Genomic DNA, 16,419 nt, shown 5'->3' with positions numbered 1-16,419 from the left:
GTTCGACGGCTTCTTCCAGCAATGGCGCGGTGTGCCCTATCGCATGGGCGGCAGCAGCCGGGCCGGCCTCGACTGCTCCGCCTTCACCCAGCTCGCCTACAGCCAGGTACTGGGCTTTGACCTGCCCCGCACCACGCAATCCCAGGCCAGTCTGGGCACCTCGGTGGCGCGCAGCGAGCTGCGCCACGGGGATCTGGTGTTCTTCAAGACCGGCTGGCAGCAGTACCACGTCGGGGTCTACACCGGGGCTGGGGAGTTCATCCACGCCTCCACCAGCAAGGGGGTGATCCGCTCGCGGCTCGACAACGTCTACTGGAACAGCCGCTACTGGCAGGCCCGCAGGCTGATCCAGTAGCAGAACCCGTCACATCAAAACGAAAAGGCCCCGCGGGGCCTTTTCGTCATCCACACCTCAGTGCTTGCGGTGCCAGCGGGGGGAGGTGGCGCGCTCCCCCCAGGGGGTCACGCAGGGCAGCAAGGCCCCTTCGATGACGCCGTCATGGCTCGCCAGCGCCAGGGCTATCTTCTCGTGGAGCAGGCGCAGCAGGTTCTGCTCCTGGCCCGCCAGGGAGTGGCCCGCGGCGAAATACTCCCGCTGATGCTGCAGTGCCAGCTTCTGGGCAAACTCATAGGTGGTGAAGCTGTCCGGCATGCGTGCGATGACGTCATCCAGCCGGGCCAGCAGGCTGTGCAATTCCCTGGTCATATGCGGTTCTCCCTCCGAGTCGATGGGTCACAATTACCCCTTATTGGATACAAAACCAATCCGGATGCCCCAGAAATGGGAGCCCGAGCACAGTTCCAGGCAACACCTCTCCCCTCAAGCCTCCCTGAGCCAGCGCCTTGTTTACAAGCTGATAACGAGTCGCTAGATTTGGACCGACTAATCAGTCGGTTGTTTTTTGTGCGGAGCCCATCATGGATACCACCTTCCCCCCAGCGGACAAGTTCTCCCTGCCCGATCAGCTGATCCGCCTCAGGCAGGCTTGCCAGGCACACCCCATGCCAAGCCTGGCACAGCGCCGCAGCGGCCTCACCCAACTCAAGGGCGCCCTGCTCGGCCACAAGCAGGCCCTGTGCGATGCCCTGGCCCGGGACTATGGCCAGCGCAGCGACTACGACAGCCTGATTGCCGATATACTGCCCTGCGTCATGCAGATCAACTACACCCTGAAGCGGCTCAAGGGCTGGATGAAACCGGAGCGCCGTCATCCCGGCCTGCTGCTGGCCCCCGCCAGGGTCGAGGTGCACTACCAGCCCCTCGGCGTGGTCGGCATCATGGTGCCCTGGAACTTCCCGGTGATGCTGAGCCTCGGCCCCCTCATCGGCGCCCTCGCCGCCGGCAATCGCGCCATGATCAAGCTCTCCGAGTTCACCCCCCACACCAACGCCGTGCTGCGCACCCTGCTCGATGAGGCCCTCGGCGGTGACGAGGTGGTGGTCGTTGAGGGGGACGCCGAGCTCGCGGCCGCCTTCAGCGCCCTTCCCTTCGATCACCTGGTGTTCACCGGCTCCACCGCTGTGGGTCGGCTGGTGATGGCCGCCGCCGCCCCCCAGCTCACGCCGCTGACCCTGGAGCTCGGCGGCAAGAGCCCCTGTCTCATCGCCCCCGACATGCCCCTGGCCCTGGCGGTGGAGCGGATGATCTTCGCCAAGAGCCTCAACGCCGGCCAGATCTGCGTGGCCCCCGACTATGTGCTGCTGCCGAAGGGGCAGGAGCAGGCCTTTATCGAGGCCTATCAGGCCCATTTTCGCCGCCTCTACCCCAAAGGGCTCGAGAGCCCGGATTATGGCGCCATCATCAACGCCCCCCAGTACCAACGGCTCACCGCCTGGCTCGACGAGGCCAGAGAGGCCGGCGCCCAGATCCACCCCTGCGGCACGCCCGCCCGAAATGACGCCACCCGCAAGCTGGTGCCCCACCTGCTGACCGAGGTGCCCGGCCACTGCCAGCTGATGCAGCAGGAGATCTTCGGCCCCCTGCTGCCCCTGGTGCCCTATGACGACATAGAAGAAGCCCTGGCCTATGTGGCGGCCCGGCCGCGCCCTCTGGCGTTCTATCTGATGAGCCTGGATGAGCCCCTGCAGCGCCGCCTCATCCGGGAGACCCACGCCGGGGGCATGGCCATCAACGAGAGCCTGTTCCAGGTGGCGGCGGACGATGCCCCCTTCGGCGGCATCGGTCCCTCCGGCATGGGCCACTATCACGGCCGCGAGGGCTTTCTCGCCTTCTCCAAGGCGAAAACCGTGCTGCGCCGCGGGCGCTTCAGCACAGGCGCCCTCATTCACCCCCCCTATCGACGCTGGTACCAGCGGCTGATGATGGCCCTGTTTCTGCGCTAGGAGGCGAGATGCGAGAGACCATGACCGACAAACGCCGCCAGATCCTGGATGCCGCCCTGGCCCTGTGCGCCGAGGATGGCCTGCAAGGCGCCGCCACCGCCCGCATCGCCAAGGCGGCCGGGGTGGCCAATGGCACCCTGTTTCACCACTTTCCCAGCAAGGAGCTGCTGATCCAGAGCCTCTATCAGGAGATCAAGGCGCGCCTGGGGGCCGCCATCAGCGAGGCGGACCCCGCGATCCCCCTTGAGGTGCAGGCCCGCCACTACTGGCACCAGGCGATGGGCTGGATGCAGGCCCACCCCCGGGAGCTCAGGTTCGTGCTGGGCTTTTTCCACTCCCCCCTGCTGGCCCGCCCCCTGCGCAGCCAGATCCTGGCGGAGACCTTGCCTTTTCTGCCAAGCCTGCTCGCCCGGGGCCAAGCCAGCGGCGAGCTGATGTCGGCCCCGCCGGCCCTGATGCTGGAGGTGTGCCAGGGCCAGTTCCTGGCCTGCGCCTCCCTCTTTGTCGATCAGCCCGATCTTGGGGAAGACCCCCACTGGCAGGAGAGCGCCTTCGCCCTGTTCTGGTCCGCCATCAGCGGAGGTCCCCATGCGCCCTGACCCCCTGCTTGCCACCGGCAGGCGCCTCTGGATTGGCAGCCTGCTCTGGATCATCGGCCGCACCCTGTGCCGCGCCGCCCGGGTCGACGAGGCGGTGCGCCGCGAGCTGGCCCCCCTGCCGGACGGCCTCACCATCAGGCTGGCGGTGAATGGCCTGGCGGGCGGGCTGACGCTGCACAAGACGGCTGGACGCTGGCGCACTGGCGCGGCCCCCGAGCCGCACCCGGGGGATGCCGCTTCCCATTCGCTGCGGGTGCGCTTCAAGCACCCCGCCGTCGCCTTTCGCGCCCTCAGTTTTCGCCTCGGCATCAACCAGGCCTTTTGCGAAAACCGGCTGCTGGTGGAGGGGGATCTCGACGCGGCCATGCACCTGGTGCGGGCGCTGGAGCAGCTGCAAGCGCTGATCCTGCCCGCCTTCATCGCGCGGCCCCTGCTTCGCCACTACCCCGACCCGCATCGCAAGCTCGCGCGGGCCTGCCACATCTATCTGGGTCTGCTGACCGGTTGAACACGAGGAGAACGCGATGAGCCGTTATTACGATTTTTTCTGCCCGGTCAAGCTGATGGCGGGGGAGCAGGCACTGGAGCAGTTGCCGGATGCCTTGAGGGGATTGGGGGCTAGCCGCCCGCTGCTGCTCACCGACAAGGGGGTCAGCGGCAGCGGGCTCGCCACCCTGCTGGCCGATGTGATGGCCGAGGGGGCCTTGCCGGTCGCCGCCATCTGGGACGAGATCCCGGCCGACTCCTCCACCGCCGTGGTGGAGCGGATCGCCCGCCACTACCGGGCGCTGGGCTGTGACAGCCTGCTGGCCCTTGGCGGCGGCTCCGTCATCGACACCGCCAAGGCGGTGAACATACTGGCGACCCTGGGGGGCGAGCGGCTGCTCGACTATGCCGGGGCGGATTGCCTGACCCGTCCCCTCAACCCCCTGGCGGTGGTGCCCACCACGGCGGGGACCGGCTCCGAAGTGACCCTGGTGGCGGTGATCAAGGACGAAGGGAGCGGGCGCAAGGTGCCCTTCACCTCCCCCTTCCTGCTGCCCCGGCTGGCGGTGCTGGATCCCCGCCTCACCCTGGGGCTGCCGCTGCCCATCACCGCCGCCACCGCCATGGATGCCATGACCCACGCCATCGAGGCCTTCATCGGCAACGGCAAGAACCCGGTCAGCGACGCCCTGGCCCTGATGGCGGTGGAGAAGATCGCCGATGCCCTGCCCAGGGTGCTGCTGGCCCCCGAGGACAAGCGCCTGCGGCTGCAACTGGCGGAGGGCTCCACCCTGGCGGGCATGGCGTTTTCCAACTCCATGGTGGGGCTGGTGCACGCCCTGGGCCACAGCCTGGGGGCCCGCAGCCACCTGCCCCACGGCCTGTGTATGAACCTCTTCCTGCCCGCAGTGCTCGACTACAACCGGCCCGGCATCGACCCCGAGCTGGCCCGTCTGCTGCTGCCCCTGGTGGGGCCGGAGCGCTTTGCCGCGACCCCGGCCGAGGGGCGACCCCAGGCCGCCATCGAGGCGTTGCAGGCACTGCGCGATACCCTGTGGCAGACGGTCAAGCTGCCCCGCACCCTGCGGGAGGCGGGCCTCAGCGACAAGGCGCTGCTGCCCGGGATCCGGGATCTCGCCATCAACGACGGCGCCCTGCTCTACAACCGCAAGGATGCAGACAGGGCGCAGCTGTTGGCACTGCTGGAGCGGGTGTGGGAATAGCAGGCCGCAGGACCCGCCCGGGCGTCAGGAAGCCGGGTCGAAGACCCCGGTGGAGAGGTAGCGATCCCCGCGATCGCAGATGATGGCCACCACCACTCCCCGCTCCAGCTCGGCCGCTATACGCAAGGCACCGGCCACCGCGCCCCCCGAGCTCACGCCGCAGCAGATCCCCTCCTCCCGGGCCAGACGGCGCATGGTGCTGAGCGCCTCCTCCTGGGTCACATCCAGCACCCGATCGACCCGCGCGGGTTCGAAGATGGCGGGCAGGTAGGCGGCGGGCCAGCGGCGAATGCCGGGGATCTGGCTCCCCTCGGCCGGTTGCAGGCCAATCACCTGCACCGCCGGGTTCTGCTCCTTGAGGTAGCGGGAGACCCCCATGATGGTGCCCGTGGTGCCCATGGCCGAGACGAAGTGAGTGACCGCCCCCTCGCTCTGGCGCCAGATCTCGGGGCCCGTGCTCTGATAGTGGGCATCCGGGTTGGCGGGATTGTTGAACTGATCCAGCACCAGCCCCTCCCCCCGCGCCTGCATGGCCAGGGCAAGGTCTCGGGCCCCCTCCATGCCATCGTCGACCAGTACCAGCTCGGCCCCATAGGCCTGCATGGCGACGCGTCGCTCCTGGCTCATGTTGCTCGGCATGATGAGGCGCATCCGGTATCCCCGGCTGGCCGCCACCATGGCCAGCGCGATGCCGGTATTGCCCGAGGTGGCCTCGATGAGACGGGCCCCGGGAGCGAGGTGACCGCTCGCCTCTGCATGCCTGATGAGGTTCAGGGCCGGTCTGTCTTTGACCGAACCTGCCGGGTTGTTGCCCTCCAGCTTGACCAGCAGGGTCACGGCGGGGTTGGGATTGAGGCGCTTGAGGCGTACCAGCGGGGTGTTGCCTATCAGATCGTCTAGGGTGGCAAAGGCCATCTTGGCTTCCTGTGCAAATGCGCGGATGAGTTGGCGCGGCTAACGTGGCATCATGGCGGGAGGCCAAGGCACGGCCCTCGGCCCTGTCCCGTCACGGGATGGCCAGTGTAAGCGAGCCATGACCACAGGCAAAGGGACACAGGACCCGACGGCCCATTTTGCGAACAGGAGTTGCCATGACAGACATCATTCATGATCCCCAGCAGCAGGCTTTCCTCTGTGTGGTGGACGGCCACGAGGCGCGCCTGCGCTACCGGGTACTCGATCAGCATCAGGTCGATGCCTACAGCACCTTCGTCCCCGGAGAGCTGCGCGGCCAGGGGCTGGCGGACAAGCTGGCCCGGGCCTTCTTCGACTGGACCCAGGCCCGGGGTCTGACAATCATCCCGAGTTGCAGCTACATAGAGACCTGGTTGCGCCGCCATGCCGGTTGACCCCGCACGCGAGGCCAGATTGGCGCACGGGCCGCGGCTGCGCATCCCAGACTCGGCCATCCAGCCCTGCCACATCCTCGGAAAAACGATAAAAAGCCGCTATGGCACAATAACTTAACTAAAGTGACTGATATAAAGTGGCTTTCATAATACGAGTTTCATGATGCGCGACTTCTTCTCCCTCGAGCGCTGGCTGCCCGGTTTGGCGGCCCTGTTGCACTATCAGCGAGCCTGGCTGATGCCCGATGTGCGGGCCGGGCTGTCGGTGGCCGCGGTCGCCCTGCCGGTCGCCATCGCCTACGCCGAGCTGACCGGGGTCGGCGCCATCGTCGGTCTCTACTCCTGCATACTGCCCATGATGGTCTATGCCCTGTTTGGCACCTCGCGCCAGCTCATCGTCGGCCCGGACGCCGCCACCTGCGCCGTCATCGCCGCCGTGGTGACGCCGCTCGCCGCGGGGGATGCCACGCGCCACTGGCAGCTGGTGATGACCATGACCGCCATGACCGGTTTCTGGTGCCTCATTGCCAGCCGCTTCAAGCTGGGGGTGTTTGCCGATTTCCTCTCCCGCCCCATCCTGATGGGGCTGCTCAACGGGGTGGCCATCACCATCATGGTGGGTCAGCTCTCCAAGATCCTCGGCTTCACCTTCGACGAGCGTTACCTCATCGAGCGGGTGCTCAGCGGCAGCAACTACCTGGCCCAGACCCATCTGCCCACCCTGGCCATGAGCCTGTTCACCCTGCTGGTCCTGCTGCTGAGCCGACGCTACCGGCCGGGTTGGCCCTCCTCCATGGTGGCCATGGTGCTCACCGCCGCCCTGGTCTGGATCTTTGGCCTGGACCGGTTCGAGATAGCAACCCTGGGAGCCATCGGCTCCGGCCTGCCCGCCTTCCAGGTGCCGGAATTTCCCCCCGGGCTGCTGCGCGAACTGGTGCTGCCCGCTTTGAACCTGGCCATGGTGAGCTTCGTCTCCATGATGCTCACCGCCCGCAGCTTCGCCGCCAAGAATGGCTACGAGATCGATGCCGACAACGAGTTCCGGGCTCTGGGCATGGCCAACCTGGCCTCGGCCGTCTCCCAGGGGTTCGCCATCAGCGGCGCCGATTCGCGCACCGCGGTCAACGATGCCAATGGCGGCAAGAGCCAGCTGGTCTCCATCATCGCCGCCGTCATCATCGGCTTCATCGCCTTCTACCTGACGGCGCCGCTGCAGTTCATCCCCACCGCCGCCCTCGGGGTGGTGCTGGTGATGGCCTCCTTCTCCCTGCTCGACCTCAAGGGACTGTGGGGGTTGAAAGACTCGGATCGCGCCGCCTTCTGGCTCGCCCTCGTCACCTTCATCAGCGTGCTGGCCATGGGGGTGATCCCCGGCATCACCCTCGCCGTCTTGCTGGGCCTGTTCCAGTTCCTGCGCAACGTGATGCGCCCCACCGATCAATTGCTCGGCATGGACGGGGACGGGGTGGTGCGCACCCTGGGGGACAACGAGCAGGCCAAGGCGATCCCGGGGATCCTGGTCTATCGCTTCAACTCGCCGCTCACCTACTTCAACGCGCCCTATTTCAAGCGGCGGGTATTGGCGCTGCTGGTGCAAGATCCCCACAGTCCCAAGTGCCTGGTGGTGGACGCGGTCGCCTGCTTCACCCATCAGGACATCAGCGTGATGAGCATGGTGGGCGAGCTGCACCGGGAGCTGCGCCGACGAGGCATCCACATGGTGATGGCGGGTCGCCACGGCCAGCTCAGCCACTGGTTCCGCCAGGCGGGGATCCGGGTGGGCGACGAGGGCATCATCCTCTGCCCCGACATGTACCAGGCCCTGCGCATGACCCGCTGCTACCGGGAGCCCCTGTTCAAGGACGAGGCGCCCGAGCCGCAAGCCATGGCGCCAGGCGAGAGCGAACAGGAGGCCAGCGGCGCAATTGCGTGAAGGGGGCGCTTGGTGTTAAATGCCACTCCTGCGGCGACCCCAGGGCCGCCTCCCTCTGTCGTTGCTGGACATGTCACTCATGCACACTCAAGCCCAAGCGGGGCCAGGTTCCCTCTTCTCCCTGACCTGGCCGCTGTTTATCGATCTGGCCCTGCACTTTCTGACCGGGGCCCTCAACACCTTTATGGTGGGACACGTCTCCTATCAGGGGGTGGCGGCGCTGGCGGTGGGCAATCAGGTGTTCGATCTGGCCATCACCTTGTTCAGCTTCGTCAGCATAGGCACCAGCGTGGTGATCACCCAGTACCTGGGGGCTGGCGATAGGGAGAAGGCCCGCGTGGTCATTCACACCGCCATCGGCTTCAACCTGCTGGTGGGGCTGGTGGCCGCCGTCGGGGTCATGGCCGGGGCCGGCACCATGCTGGCGCTGATGAACCTGCCCGACCACCTGATGGGGGACGCCAGGCTCTACCTGCAGATCATCGGGCTCTGCCTGCTGCCGGAGGCGGCGGCCCTCTGCCTGGCCGCCACCCTGCGCGCCCACGGCCACACCCGTCAGGCCATGTACGTGACCCTCATCGTCAACCTCATCACCTTCGCCGGCAACCTGCTGCTGCTCTACGGCTGGTTCGGCCTGCCCCAGCTCGGGGTGGCCGGGGTCGCCATCAGCACGGTGGCGGGCCGGGTCGTCGGCGTGGTGCTGCTGGTGGGGCTGGTGGCGCGCAAGACCGGCATCCGGCTGCGCCTGCCCGAGATAGTCCGTCCCAGCAAGCCGATGCTGGGCAAGGTGCTGCACATCGGCCTGCCGGCGGCGGGGGAGAACCTCTCCTGGATGCTGCAATTCATGGTGGTGACGGCGTTTGTCGGTCTGCTCGGCGACAAGGCGCTGGCGACCCAGAGCTACTTCTTCCAGATCTGCCTGTTCATCCTGCTGTTCGGCCTCTCCATCGGCCTTGGCAACGAGATCATCATCGGCCACCTGGCCGGGGCGCGCCGTTTCGATCAGGCCTATGCCCAGCTGCTGCGCAGCCTGAAACTCGGCCTCATCGTCACCGCCCTGATCGCGGTGGCCGTGGCCATCAACGGCCGGTCGATCATCAGCCTGTTCACCACGGATGGCGACATCATCGACATGGTGGCCCAGCTGTTTCTCATCAGCCTGATCCTCGAGCCCGGCCGCACCTTCAATCTGGTGGTCATCAACGCCCTGCGCGCCACCGGGGATGCCCGTTTCCCGCTCTACATGGCGCTTCTGTCCATGTGGGGCATCGCCGTTCCCCTTTCCTATTACCTTGGTATCATGCAAGGCTATGGACTGGTCGGCATCTGGCTGGCGCTGGCCTGCGACGAGTGGGTCCGCGGCCTGGCCATGTTCTGGCGCTGGCGCAGTCGTCGCTGGCAACACAAAATTCTTGTCGAAACATAAGCGGAATCACAATGAAGAAAATCGGACTCTTGCTGGCGGCCATCCTGCTCAGCCCCCTGGCACAGGCACAAACCGCCCCGGCGGCCCCCAAGGCACAAGCCCCCCAGACCTGGTATGTGGCCCCCATCGTCATCGACGAGACCAGCGAGGCGCAGAAGGCCCTGACCAAGCAATTCATGGCCCAGATGATCAAGACCATCAAGATCAACGAGTACCAGACCGGCAAGGCCCTGGGCAAGACCCAGGATCCCAAGTGGCTGATCCGCACCAGGCTGATGCCCGCAAGCACCGAGCCCCTGGTCGGCAAGAAGCACCCCCAGGGGCTGACCTACGGCAAGGGGATCCCCACCCAGGAGATCGTCGGCGAGCTCATCATGGATGGCACGCTTGTGGCTCATGTGGGTCAGGGTTGGCGTGAGCCCATCGTCCCGGGTACTCCGGTAGCCGAGAAGCTCTCCATCACCAACTACCGCTATGCCATCGGCAACGAGGCCAAGGCGGGGGATCTGGAGGAGCTGGCTGCCCAGATTGGCTTCGAGGTGGGCAAGGTGATCGCCAGAGGCGGCAAGCCTCTGCCCGAGAAGGTCACGAAGAAGAAGTGAGCCGGGCGGCACGCCTGCCATGGGAAGGGGCCTTCGGGCCCCTTCTGCTTTTCGCTCCCCCGCCCCCGATTTGTGACGCCAGTCGCATTTAGCACCAAACGCCCCGCGCCACGAAATAAAGAGCACGCCAATTCAGCCACTTATGACGGCTTCATGACGACGTGGCGAGCGGGGGCGATAAGTGGGATCCCGATCACATCTCTCCCGCGTCCCAGGGTGTAGCTTGAGAGGTGTCGGCACACCCAAGCGCAACAAGGAGGCGACATTACATGTTCCCAGAGTACAGAGACCTCATCTCGCAACTGAAGAGCAGTGATGACCATTTCCACGAGAAGTTTGCCTTACACAACGAGCTGGACGGGACCATCAGAAAACTGGAAAAGCATCATGCCAGCGACTTCAGTCCTGAGTTGAGAGATCTGAAAAAACAGAAACTTAAACTCAAAGAGGAGATATACGACATCCTCAAACAACATCAGCCTCATTGATTGCCCAGAACATTGACTGCGTTAACGCACGGATAAGCAATTTATCCCCCAGCCCGGCTCAAAGCCGGGCTTTTCATTACCTGCTCATGACGGCGCGGCGCAGGCCACTCCCGGCCTGCGCCGAAACTCGCTCGGCGTCTGGCCGGTATGGCGACGAAAGGCGGTATTGAAGGTGGACTTGCTGTTGAATCCCGCCTGATAGCAAACGCTGGCCACCGTCTCGTCGCTCTCTTGCAGCAGGCGCTTGGCCTCCTCCACCCGATGGCGATTGAGCCAGTCATAGAAATTTCCCCCCGAACACCCATTGATGGCACTGGAGGCCTGATGGGTACTGAGGCCGCACAGCTGTGCCAGCTTGCCAAGGGAGAGGGCGGGATCCCGGAAGGCGCCCTGCGCCAGGGCGCGCTCCAGCTCGTCGAACAGCGGTTGCAGCGAATCATCCCGCATCGGCTCTACTCCCCTGTCGGCGGCTTGCCCAGACGCCTCCCCCCTGCGCCCCTGCTGCGGCAACCGGGCGTGAGCCAGCACCAGCAGCAACAGATAGGCGGTGACGGGGGCCTGCAGATAGACGGCGGAGAGGGACCAGCCAAACCCGCTCAGGGCGATACGCCCCAGCAGCAGCAGGGCAACCAGCAGTTGCAGGCCCTGCAACCGGGTGACCCAGGTTCGCAGCGCCGGTTTGCGGCTTTCAAGGCCGGTTCTGTGTTGTTGCCACCAGTAGACCAGCCCAAGCAGGGCGATACAGGCGAGATAGCGGTTGCCATAGAGGGTCACGCCGGGCCAGAGCGCCTCCCCCTGCTTGCCAAGCAGGATCCAGCGCACCTTCTCATCCCCCGGCAACAGCCAGTAAGGCATGGCCAGGGCGGCCACCAGCAGCAGGGGCAAGCCGTGCACCAGGGCCGCGCGCCAGCTGCCGAGCACCTTCTCCCCCTGCAATGCCCGGATGTAGCCGTAGAGACAAAAGGGCAGCATCACCACCAGGGGATCCGCCAGCTTGAGCAAGTGGGGCCAGGCCAGAAACCACTGCTGCTGATGATAGAGATACTCCAGCGCCTGCAAGCCGCTCAGGGCGAGCAGGGCCAGCAGATAACCGGCTGCCCCGTCCTGGCGCGAGCGTCGCAGCCAGCCGATGGTCGCCAACACCAGCATGCCGGCCAGGCCCAGGCTGAGCACGGCGGCCACATCTTCCCACTGCATACCACTTCCTCCTGCGGGTACGGCTCCATCGAGACACACCTTTTCATCCTTGTTTTTATTGCACTTTTAGTTCCATGACCGACTCCATCCAGTCGGGCGACCCCAGATGTTCGCTGGGATTGAATATCGTCTGCACCGGCCAGACGGCAACAAAACCATAACAAATCACCCTCACAGAAGGAACCAAGATGCGAACACCTCTTCCCCTTTACCTTGCCCTGTTCGGCAGCCTGGCGCTGGCGGGATGTCAGGAAAATGACAGCGAGCCGGATCCCGCCAGCCACTACGACGTCACCCTCACCTACACGGAGCAGGGGGTTCCCCACATCAAGGCGGCCGACTACGTCAGCCTGGGCTTCGGGGTAGGTTATGCCCACGGCGAGGAGAACCTCTGCACCCTGAGCGAGCAGATCATGAAGCTGCAAGGCGACAAATCCCGTTGGCTGGGTGCGGGTGAACAGCAGCGCAACCTGCTCTCCGATCTGGGATATCGTTCCCTGGATCTGCCCGGCCAGGCCGCCAGCCTCTATGACAAGCTGACGCCGGAGGCTCGCGATCTCATCGAAGGCTATGTGGCGGGCTTCAACCACTCCCTCGCCGGGCGGACCAGCCCGGCGGACTACCCCTCCCCCTGCCGCGAAGCCGAGTGGGTCGAACCCATCACCCCGGTCCAGCTGTTGGCCTATCACCTGGATCTTGCCCAGCTTGCCAGCGGCCGCAGCTTCATCAGCGCCATGGCCAGTGCCCAGCCCCCCACAGACGGGACGCTGGCCCGCGCCGCCCTGCCCGCCCCCGAGCTGGATCCCGTCTCGCTGCTCACCTCGGAGGGGATCGGCAGCAACGGCTGGGCGCTGGGGACGGATCGCAGCAGCAACGCCAACAGCCTGCTGCTCGGCAACCCCCACTTCCCCTGGGATGGGGAGCTCAGGTTTTTTGAACAGCATCTGCAGATCCCGGGCGAGCTCAACGTGACCGGCGCCACCATGATGGGCTTTCCCGCCATCCTGATCGGCTTCAACGAGCGGCTGGGCTGGACCCATACCGTCTCCCAGTCCAAGCGCTTCACCCTCTATCAGCTCACGCTGGATCCTGACAACCCCTTGCGTTACCGCTACGGCGACCAGTGGCGGGAGATGAGCCAGAAGCAGATTACCGTGCAGGTACGCCAGGCCGACGGCAGCCTGCAGCCCCATGTCCAGACCCTCTATGGCAGCCACTTCGGCCCCCTGGTCAACCTCGCCTCCCTCTCGCCGACCCTGGGCTGGACCCGCAACAGCGCCATCAGCCTGCGCGATGCCAACGCCGGCAACTACCGGATGCTGGAGCAGTGGCTGGCCATGGCCAAGGCCCAGAGCACCCCGGCCTTCTTCGATGCCCTGGCCGCACATCAGGGGGTGCCCTGGGTCAATACCCTGCTCGTCGACAAGAGTGGCCAGGCCAGCTACGTGGATGCCACCCAGGTGCCCCGCCTCGGCGCCAGGGCCGAGGCCTGGTGGCGGGCCGCCTCCCAGACCCCGCAGCTGGCCCCCATCTGGCAAGATGGCGAGGGCAGCGTGCTGCTGCCGGGCAATGACCCCGATTTCGAGTGGATGGACAGCGGCGAGACCCGCACCCCGGGCCTGGTCCCCCTGAGCCAGGCCCCCCGCCAGACCCGCAGCGACTATGTCTACAACGCCAACAGCAGCCACTGGCTCACCAACCTGGCCTCGCCGCTGGAGGGCTACTCCATCCTCTACGGCCCGGAGCAGACGGTGCGCAGCCCCCGTACCCGCTACAACGCCCAGCTCATCAGCACCCCCGATGCCATGGGGCTGACCGGGGCCGATCGCCGCTTCACCCTGCAGACATTGCAGCAGGTACTGACCCACAACGGCTCCCTGTTTGCCCGCGAGCTCAGAGAGCCCCTGCTGGCACGCTGCGAGGCCCATCCGCTGATCCAGCTGACCGGCGGCCCGCTGGACTTGACCCCGAGCTGCAACGCGCTCGCCAACTGGGATGGCGAGTATCAACTGGAGAGCCGGGGGGCCCACCTGATGCGCGAGTGGCTAACGGCGTTTCGCACAAGCGGCCACAGAGACATCAAGGATGAACTGTTCGCCATCCCCTTCAACCCGGCTCATGGCGCCACTACCCCGAACGGGCTGGCGCCCTGGCGCGGCGCACCGGATCAAGACCCGGCCCTGCTGGCACTGGCCCAGGCCCAGCAGCGCTTGCAGGCGGCCGGTATCGCGCCGGATGCCGAACTCGGCACGCTGCAGTTCGTGCAAAAGGCGGCCGGGCTGACCCCCATTTCGCTGCCGGGGGGCAACTCGTTCGAGGGGCTGTTCAACATGGTGCAGACCAACCTGCCCTCGCGCAGCACCTCGGATCTCGCCAATATCGTGACCGGCAGGGCCGTGCCAGGTACCATGCTGCGCAGCCTGGATGATGACGGGGATGGCAAGCCCGACCTGCGCTATCGCGCCAACTACGGCTCCAGCTTCGTGCTGGCCCTGCAGTTCGATGCCAACGGCCCCAGGGCGGAGCGCTTCCTGAGCTATGGCCAGTCCCACGACACAGAGAGTCCCCACTTCACCGATCAGACCGAGCTGTTCGCCCGCCAGCAGTGGCAGCCGATGCGTTTCACCGACGAGGAGATAGCGGCCCATCGGGAGCGTACCCTGCACCTCAAGGTGCCGCGCGTGGCCCGGCCCTGACCCCGGCGGCAGGGATTGGCATCATGAAGACGCGGGCCGAGAGGCCCGCGTTGTCATCTGGTCGCTGGGTGCCTTTGTGACGGGATCGGCGCTGTCCCCACCACGGCTTCGGGCTGACCCTTTCTGTTCCCCCCATCGTGAAGAGGGCAGGCATTCCCCCCATCATGGGGGGCAGGCAGACATTGCCGCCCGCGGCAGGAATCGTTATCTTCCCCTCTTCACAGGAAACGCCACAGCACAAGGACCCGGACATGCCGACCCTCGCCAGCATACATCTCTATCCCATCAAATCGACGGCGGGCATGGCGCCAACCCGCGCCAGGGTGACCCAGGAGGGGCTCGCCGGGGATCGCCGCTACATGGTGGTCAAACCCGACGGCACCTTCATCACAGCCCGCACTCACCCCCAGTTGCAGCAGGTGGTGGCCACCCCGGTGGAGGGCGGCCTGCAACTGCGTTACCCGGGCCAGGAGATGCTCACCCTGCAGCCGCAGGATTTCAGCCTGATCCCCCAGAGCACGGGCGTCTGGGGTGACAGCTTCCATGCCCTGCGCACCCATGAGCAGGCGGATCTGTGGCTGAGCCGGGTGGCGGGGGAGCCGGTTCGCCTGCTCTGGCTGGGGGAGGAGTCCAACCGCTTTCGGGAAAAGACGGGCACCCGGGTCAGCTTTGCCGACGGCTATCCTCTGCTGCTCATCAGCCAGGCCTCCCTTGCGGATCTCAACCTGAGATCCGACGCCCTGCATCAGATGAGCCAGTTTCGCACCAACCTGGTGGCAAGCGGCACCCGCCCCTTCGAGGAGGACGGCTGGAAGCGCATTCGCATCGGCGAGGTGGAATTTCTGGTGGCCAAGCCGTGCAGCCGCTGCATCATGACCACGGTGGAGCCCGGTACCAGCCGCTTCAATGCCCTCAAGGAGCCGCTCGCCACCCTGGCTCGCTACCGGCGCGGCGAGGACGGCGATGTCTACTTTGGCCAGAATCTGGTGGCCCTGAACGAAGGCTGGATCGAGGCGGGCAGCGAGATTGAGGTGCTGGAGCGGGTGCGCCCCCTCGTCTATGGCAATGGCGCCCCGAAGAAGCGGGCGCTGGTGTGCGTGGCCCGGGGATCCCTGGCCCGGGATCTGGAGACCTTCTGGTTCGAGGCCGAAGATGGCGAGCCCCTGCCCGACTATCAGCCGGGCCAGCACCTGCCCCTCTTCGTGGACATCAAGGGCGAGCGGGTACAGCGCCGCTACACCCTCTGCTCCAGCCCGGATGAAGCGGGGCGCTACGCCATCTCGGTCAAGCGTCAGGCCGATGGCCGTCTATCTTCTTGGCTGCACCGCCACCTCAAGGTGGGGGATCGGGTGCTGGCGGCCGACCCCGCCGGCGAGTTCCAGCTTGGTCGCGAGCGCCGCCTGCTACTGCTCTCGGCGGGATCCGGCGTCACCCCCATGCTCGCCATCGCCCGCACCCTGGCCCTGCGCGGCGAGCTTGGCGAGGTTCACTTCATGCACCAGTGCCGCAGCCAGGCCGACATCCCCGCCCCCGAGGAACTCCACGCCCTGACCCGGCAAGGCATGCAGCTGACCCTTATCCTGAGCCAGGCCGACGAGAGCTGGCAGGGGCTGCGCGGCCGACTCGGCAAGGATCACCTCGACCGTGTCAGCGGCCTTGGCGAGCGGGAAGTCTTCCTCTGCGGCCCCCAGGGGTTCATGGCCTCGGCCATCGCCCTGCTCGGCGCGGCCGGGGTGAGCCGGATCCGCCAGGAGAGTTTTGGCGGCGCCCCCCTCATCACCGACCGGCCCCATCAGGCCCTGGCCCTGAGCATCGCGGGCAAGCGCTTCGCCGGCAACAATCAGGGCACCATCCTCGATCAGGCCAGCAAACAGGGGATTGAGCTGCCCTGGAGCTGCCGCGCCGGGATCTGCGGCAGCTGCAAGCAGACCCTGAGCGCGGGGGAAGTGGACCAACCCGATGCCCCCGCCCTCAGCGAGGCCGAGCGGGCCCAGGGCAAGATCCTCACCTGCTGCGCCGTGCCCCTGACCGACATAGAGATAGCCTGAGCCGGGACACCCCGGGTTGACCACGAACA

Annotated in this window: 15 protein-coding genes; 12 read left to right on the top strand and 3 right to left on the bottom strand. The window is 66.2% G+C overall.

Going from position 1 to position 16,419, the window contains the following annotated elements; genetic code table 11:
- The coding region (locus BN1119_RS10825) for a C40 family peptidase (protein ID WP_244463725.1) at positions 1-355 on the top strand (355 nt) is incomplete at its 5' end.
- Positions 356-412: 57 nt separating this feature from the next.
- Here BN1119_RS10825 and BN1119_RS10820 read toward each other — a convergent pair.
- Entirely contained in the window at positions 413-706 is a 294-nt protein-coding gene (locus tag BN1119_RS10820) for a hypothetical protein (protein WP_041997731.1), read from the bottom strand.
- Positions 707-918: 212 nt separating this feature from the next.
- Here BN1119_RS10820 and BN1119_RS10815 point away from each other — a divergent pair, with 212 nt between their 5' ends.
- The 4 genes from BN1119_RS10815 to BN1119_RS10800 are packed head-to-tail and all read left to right on the top strand — an operon-like array spanning position 919 to position 4,651.
- Positions 919-2,343 (top strand): coniferyl aldehyde dehydrogenase, encoded by a 1,425-nt coding sequence (locus BN1119_RS10815; protein WP_041997730.1) that lies wholly within the window; start codon positions 919-921, stop codon positions 2,341-2,343.
- Positions 2,344-2,351: 8 nt separating this feature from the next.
- Positions 2,352-2,942 (top strand): TetR/AcrR family transcriptional regulator, encoded by a 591-nt coding sequence (locus BN1119_RS10810; protein WP_041997729.1) that lies wholly within the window; start codon positions 2,352-2,354, stop codon positions 2,940-2,942.
- Positions 2,932-3,450 (top strand): SCP2 sterol-binding domain-containing protein, encoded by a 519-nt coding sequence (locus tag BN1119_RS10805; protein ID WP_041997728.1) that lies wholly within the window; start codon positions 2,932-2,934, stop codon positions 3,448-3,450. The genes BN1119_RS10810 and BN1119_RS10805 overlap by 11 nt, the downstream gene beginning before the upstream one ends.
- 16 nt (positions 3,451-3,466) lie before the next feature.
- Positions 3,467-4,651: an iron-containing alcohol dehydrogenase gene (locus BN1119_RS10800; RefSeq protein ID WP_041997727.1), complete on the top strand. Its 1,185-nt coding sequence runs from the start codon at positions 3,467-3,469 to the stop codon at positions 4,649-4,651.
- 24 nt (positions 4,652-4,675) lie between these two features.
- Here BN1119_RS10800 and cysM read toward each other — a convergent pair whose 3' ends face one another.
- A complete protein-coding gene (cysM, locus tag BN1119_RS10795; RefSeq protein ID WP_041997726.1) occupies positions 4,676-5,566 on the bottom strand; it encodes a cysteine synthase CysM in 891 nt (296 codons plus the stop codon).
- 176 nt (positions 5,567-5,742) lie between these two features.
- Between cysM and BN1119_RS10790 the strand changes: the two genes are divergently transcribed.
- The 5 genes from BN1119_RS10790 to BN1119_RS10770 all read left to right on the top strand — a co-directional run bounded on the left by BN1119_RS10790 (position 5,743) and on the right by BN1119_RS10770 (position 10,449).
- Entirely contained in the window at positions 5,743-6,000 is a 258-nt protein-coding gene (locus BN1119_RS10790; RefSeq protein WP_041997725.1) for a GNAT family N-acetyltransferase, read from the top strand.
- A gap of 163 nt (positions 6,001-6,163) precedes the next feature.
- Positions 6,164-7,933, top strand: a complete 1,770-nt coding sequence (locus BN1119_RS10785) for a SulP family inorganic anion transporter (protein WP_041997764.1) — start codon at positions 6,164-6,166, stop codon at positions 7,931-7,933.
- A 79-nt stretch (positions 7,934-8,012) separates the two neighbouring features.
- The gene (locus BN1119_RS10780) at positions 8,013-9,359 is read left to right on the top strand and encodes an MATE family efflux transporter (protein WP_041997724.1); all 1,347 of its coding nucleotides are present in this window, start codon (positions 8,013-8,015) and stop codon (positions 9,357-9,359) included.
- Between the two features lie 11 nt (positions 9,360-9,370).
- On the top strand, positions 9,371-9,961 hold the full coding sequence (locus BN1119_RS10775; protein WP_041997723.1) for a hypothetical protein: 591 nt from the start codon (positions 9,371-9,373) through the stop codon (positions 9,959-9,961).
- Between the two features lie 269 nt (positions 9,962-10,230).
- Complete coding sequence (locus BN1119_RS10770) at positions 10,231-10,449, top strand: HP1242/YdcH family protein (RefSeq protein ID WP_041997722.1); 219 nt, start codon at positions 10,231-10,233, stop codon at positions 10,447-10,449.
- Between the two features lie 84 nt (positions 10,450-10,533).
- Here the strand turns inward: BN1119_RS10770 and BN1119_RS10765 are convergent, their stop codons facing one another.
- Positions 10,534-11,646 (bottom strand): helix-turn-helix domain-containing protein, encoded by a 1,113-nt coding sequence (locus BN1119_RS10765; RefSeq protein WP_041997721.1) that lies wholly within the window; start codon positions 11,644-11,646, stop codon positions 10,534-10,536.
- A gap of 188 nt (positions 11,647-11,834) precedes the next feature.
- Here BN1119_RS10765 and BN1119_RS10760 point away from each other — a divergent pair, with 188 nt between their 5' ends.
- Positions 11,835-14,342 carry a penicillin acylase family protein gene (locus BN1119_RS10760; RefSeq protein ID WP_041997720.1) on the top strand — a complete coding sequence of 836 codons (2,508 nt, stop codon included), beginning with the start codon at positions 11,835-11,837 and terminating at the stop codon, positions 14,340-14,342.
- A gap of 251 nt (positions 14,343-14,593) precedes the next feature.
- Positions 14,594-16,390, top strand: a complete 1,797-nt coding sequence (locus BN1119_RS10755; protein ID WP_041997719.1) for an MOSC N-terminal beta barrel domain-containing protein — start codon at positions 14,594-14,596, stop codon at positions 16,388-16,390.
- Positions 16,391-16,419: the final 29 nt, after the last annotated feature.

It is taken from the genome of Aeromonas bivalvium, from assembly GCF_000819765.1.
Lineage (GTDB): Bacteria > Pseudomonadota > Gammaproteobacteria > Enterobacterales > Aeromonadaceae > Aeromonas > Aeromonas bivalvium.
The sequence above is the reverse complement of the archived record's forward strand: the minus strand, read 5'-3'. Positions and strand labels throughout refer to the sequence as shown.

Coding starts and splice junctions, on each gene's coding strand:
- BN1119_RS10790 (WP_041997725.1), top strand. CDS start 5,743: ATGACAGACATCATTCATGATCCCCAGCAGCAGGCTTTCCTCTGTGTG.
- BN1119_RS10820 (WP_041997731.1), bottom strand. CDS start 706: ATGACCAGGGAATTGCACAGCCTGCTGGCCCGGCTGGATGACGTCATC.
- BN1119_RS10805 (WP_041997728.1), top strand. CDS start 2,932: ATGCGCCCTGACCCCCTGCTTGCCACCGGCAGGCGCCTCTGGATTGGC.
- BN1119_RS10810 (WP_041997729.1), top strand. CDS start 2,352: ATGCGAGAGACCATGACCGACAAACGCCGCCAGATCCTGGATGCCGCC.
- BN1119_RS10785 (WP_041997764.1), top strand. CDS start 6,164: ATGCGCGACTTCTTCTCCCTCGAGCGCTGGCTGCCCGGTTTGGCGGCC.
- BN1119_RS10815 (WP_041997730.1), top strand. CDS start 919: ATGGATACCACCTTCCCCCCAGCGGACAAGTTCTCCCTGCCCGATCAG.
- BN1119_RS10775 (WP_041997723.1), top strand. CDS start 9,371: ATGAAGAAAATCGGACTCTTGCTGGCGGCCATCCTGCTCAGCCCCCTG.
- cysM (WP_041997726.1), bottom strand. CDS start 5,566: ATGGCCTTTGCCACCCTAGACGATCTGATAGGCAACACCCCGCTGGTA.
- BN1119_RS10770 (WP_041997722.1), top strand. CDS start 10,231: ATGTTCCCAGAGTACAGAGACCTCATCTCGCAACTGAAGAGCAGTGAT.
- BN1119_RS10765 (WP_041997721.1), bottom strand. CDS start 11,646: ATGCAGTGGGAAGATGTGGCCGCCGTGCTCAGCCTGGGCCTGGCCGGC.
- BN1119_RS10755 (WP_041997719.1), top strand. CDS start 14,594: ATGCCGACCCTCGCCAGCATACATCTCTATCCCATCAAATCGACGGCG.
- BN1119_RS10780 (WP_041997724.1), top strand. CDS start 8,013: ATGCACACTCAAGCCCAAGCGGGGCCAGGTTCCCTCTTCTCCCTGACC.
- BN1119_RS10760 (WP_041997720.1), top strand. CDS start 11,835: ATGCGAACACCTCTTCCCCTTTACCTTGCCCTGTTCGGCAGCCTGGCG.
- BN1119_RS10800 (WP_041997727.1), top strand. CDS start 3,467: ATGAGCCGTTATTACGATTTTTTCTGCCCGGTCAAGCTGATGGCGGGG.